This window comes from Petrotoga halophila DSM 16923 (assembly GCF_002924615.1).
Genome location: NZ_JALY01000266.1, coordinates 1 through 3,627 on the forward strand (window position 1 = coordinate 1; position 3,627 = coordinate 3,627).

Consider the following 3,627-nt stretch of genomic DNA (forward strand, 5'->3'; position numbering starts at 1 on the left):
AAATAAAGACGCCCTAAAAGAGCGTTTTTTAATTTTAAAAGGGTTATAGGGGGAAAGAATGCTAAAGAGAGTCTTAAAGTTTTTATGGTATAATTAAAAAAACAAGAAACTATTTTAAGGGGGTCTCATGCCGAGGCAAAAGAAATCTCTTTTCTTTATTTTTTTACTATTACCTTCATTTTTCTTTGGTTTTTTCATAGATTATGACTCATCCACCAACGCCAATATCTTATTTTTTGAAACACCAAGTAAGTTTGAAATTTATTCAAACGATCCAAAGACCATTTACAAAATTTCTTTCGAAGAGGAAATTTTTGAACAAGCTAATTACAAAATCAGTAAAGGGCCTGTAAAAGAAGTCTCTACTTCAAAAAATGTAATTACAATCAAATTCCTTTATCCAATGAACAATTTAGAAATAAAGGACGATAGGATAGCCTTTTATGGATATGAACCATACAATTTTCAACAGATAAACTTTGAAAAAATAAAGTTAGATGACGCTATAGATTTGTTGTTTACTTACATTGGCTGGAATTGGATAAAAACCGAAGAATTACCCGACACCTTTTTCGCTATAAATTCAAATGAAATACATATAGAACATTTTTTAAGAATGCTGAACGAAGTTTACTCTTTAAACACAATCTTTTACGATGAAGATAGTGTATTAATAGGTAAACAAGCATCTGTCTTTGAAAATGATCTGCCTTTATTCATTGAAAATGAAAATATCTCTGAAGAAAGTTCATCAACAAATTTTATGCGAGTCTCTTCAAAGGAAGATTCTTTAGATAAAAATCAAGAATATTTGCTTTTCTTTGAATCAAAGTATGACCTAACCCGTTTAGAAAAAATTTTTGATTGTAAAGTAGCCTTTTTTGAGGATAGTTACTACGCTGTACTTGCTAAAAAAGGGGAAAAGGATCAAATTAACGAACTAATAAATTATTTAAACGAAATTCCAGAAACATACGATGAGTCTTTACTAATAGCATCACAAGAAATTAGTGAAACGCCTACTCCTATTGAAAAGAAAGAAAATTACGATGATGAAAGTTATATTGTTTTAATGTCTACCTACGATATGACATTTTTAGAAGAGATTCTACCTCTAAAAACTTACAAGTTAGACGAACAAAATTTCTTTTTAATGGGAAGTAGTGAATCAATAAAGATAGCGGAAAAAATCAACGAACTTGTTCAACCTCGAGTTGTTCCCGACACGTCCAAACCTGTAATTAACAAAGAACTTGTTACCATTTCTGTTAAAAAGAGTACAATTTTTGAGAAATTATTAATCCAGGAGAATATCCATTTTTCAAAAATCACAGCACAGGAAGATTATGTTCTATATATGTTAGAATATGAAGAATCCATAACAAATTTTGTAAAAAATATTCTGGATTCATTCCTTTATGAAAAGGGTGATATTGAAGTTTCGTTAAAAGAGTTAATTTCCTTGGTAGCAAAAGCACAATCTATAAACGTTATATCAGATTTTGAAAACGATAAAAAGATAACTATCAATGATTTTAATTTAGATATGTCATCATTACAGCCTTATCTGGTATCTCAAGACATATGGTACGAGAACATCGGGCATAATACCCTTAGATTTTATGAACAGAAAAAATTATTAAAATACGAGATTTTCGTCTTTTCGGGACAAAATGTTGATAGATTCTCTGTAGAAGAACTTTACTTATTAACTTTACAATTTGATGGTATAATAAATGGTAGCAAGGATAGAGCTTCATTAATATCAAAACCTGTAATATATGTCAATGAAGGTGAACCAGCATCAATAAAATCTGTCTTATCGGTTCCCGTATTCGATGAGGAAGGTAAGATAGTTTCAAAAATAGAATCAGGTTTTATAATGGAAGTAAGTGGTGAATACGACAATATTACAAAATTGGTCAACACTGAATTAGATATAAGTATAAGCGAATTAAAAAACGAGGATAAAAACATAGTTGATGAAAGAAATATGAGTAGTAAATTCACCATACCCAACGGTGGTTTTATAAAATTAGGTGGATTGAATTTTACCAGCGTAGTTGAAAACGAAAGCGGTATTCCTATTTTTAAAGAAATACCAGTAATAGGACAATTATTCACTTCGTATGAAAAAACAGAAAATGTATACGATTTAGTTATTCTTATACATGTTGAAGTATCTAATAAACCTGAAATAGAGAATCATTTCTGAAACATCTGTCTCTCAGGAGGCGATTAGAAATATGGAGAAGATAAGGAATCCTGTAGTTGCAGGTACTTTTTACCCTTCGAATACAGAAAATTTAAAAAGTCTTATAAAAGAGCTTTTCGGTGATAGTTTTAAAGTAAATTCTGAAAAATTAATTCCTCCTATGGGGGTTATAGTACCTCATGCTGGTTACATATATTCTGGGGAAACCGCAGCAAAAGCCTATAAAAAGACATTTGAAAAAGGTATAGCAAAAAGAGTATTTTTGTTAGGGCCTAATCATACAGGATTAGGGTCTAAAATATCAATTTTTACAAGTGGTAGTTGGGAAACCCCCTTTGGAAAAATAAAAGTTGACGAAAAAACCACAAGAAAGATTTTGAAAGAGTTAGATATTTATAACGATGAATTTGCACATTTAAATGAGCATTCACTAGAGGTACAGTTACCTTTTCTTCAGTATGCTATGGGAAATGATTTTGAAATTGTACCTATTTGTATGATGGATCAAAGTTTAGAAACCTCCAAGAAACTAGGAAAAATTTTATCAAATATAATAGAAGACGGAGATTTAGTCGTTGCTTCTTCGGATATGAATCATTACGAAAGTCATGAAAAGACATTGCTAAAAGATGAAAAAGTTATAGAAACATTAAAAAAGATGGATTTACAAGAAATGTATGATAGAATAAAAAGATATAATATTACTATGTGTGGATATGGTCCCGTCGCTGTTCTTTTAAGTATAGGATTTGATGATATTGAAATAATTGACCATACGACGAGTGGCGAGAAAAGTGGGGATTATGAAGCGGTAGTTGGATACATCTCTGCAATAGTTAGTAATTCACAAAAATAATAAACTATGGAGGTGAACCTCATGTTAATAGAAACAGAATTTGGTACTGTAGATATAAAAAACGAAGTTATAAAAGAATTGGTTTATAAAGCTGTTATCGAATCCTATGGGACGGTTGAAATCTCTGGAAAACAAGGATTTTTTGATAGGATATCAAGTTTATGGTCAAAAAGTGAAGATAGAGGAATAAATGTATCGGAAAATGAAGAAAGCATAGTAATTGATCTCTTCCTCGTTTTTGAATATGGTCTCCCCATTAAAAAAGTTGCTCAAAATATACAAGAGAATGTTCATCACAGAGTTACCTCTATGTTAAATTTTGATAATATCAAAGTAAACGTGAGCATATCTGGCTTGAAATATTGAGAGAAGGTGTCTGTTGAATGCTCAAGTTTTTGTATGCAAAAGACCTATATCTAGCTTTAAAAAAAGGTACGGAAGAATTAGCTAAAAACAAAGATGAAATTAACGCCTTAAATGTTTTCCCTGTCCCAGATGGAGACACAGGTAATAATATGTTAGCGGGTATGCTCGAAGCTTGTAAAAGTATGGATGA

General features: G+C 30.7%; 3 protein-coding genes and 1 pseudogene. All 4 read left to right on the top strand.

Annotated elements, in window-relative coordinates:
* The first annotated feature begins 127 nt into the window (after positions 1-127).
* Positions 128-2,215, top strand: a complete 2,088-nt coding sequence (locus AA81_RS12705; protein WP_103899247.1) for a secretin GspD/PilQ domain-containing protein — start codon at positions 128-130, stop codon at positions 2,213-2,215.
* A 31-nt stretch (positions 2,216-2,246) separates the two neighbouring features.
* A complete protein-coding gene (gene amrB, locus AA81_RS12710; protein ID WP_103899248.1) occupies positions 2,247-3,071 on the top strand; it encodes an AmmeMemoRadiSam system protein B in 825 nt (274 codons plus the stop codon).
* 21 nt (positions 3,072-3,092) lie between these two features.
* Positions 3,093-3,437, top strand: a complete 345-nt coding sequence (locus AA81_RS12715) for an Asp23/Gls24 family envelope stress response protein (RefSeq protein WP_158245213.1) — start codon at positions 3,093-3,095, stop codon at positions 3,435-3,437.
* Between the two features lie 17 nt (positions 3,438-3,454).
* Positions 3,455-3,627, top strand: a pseudogene (locus AA81_RS14810) (DAK2 domain-containing protein); the annotation flags it as partial.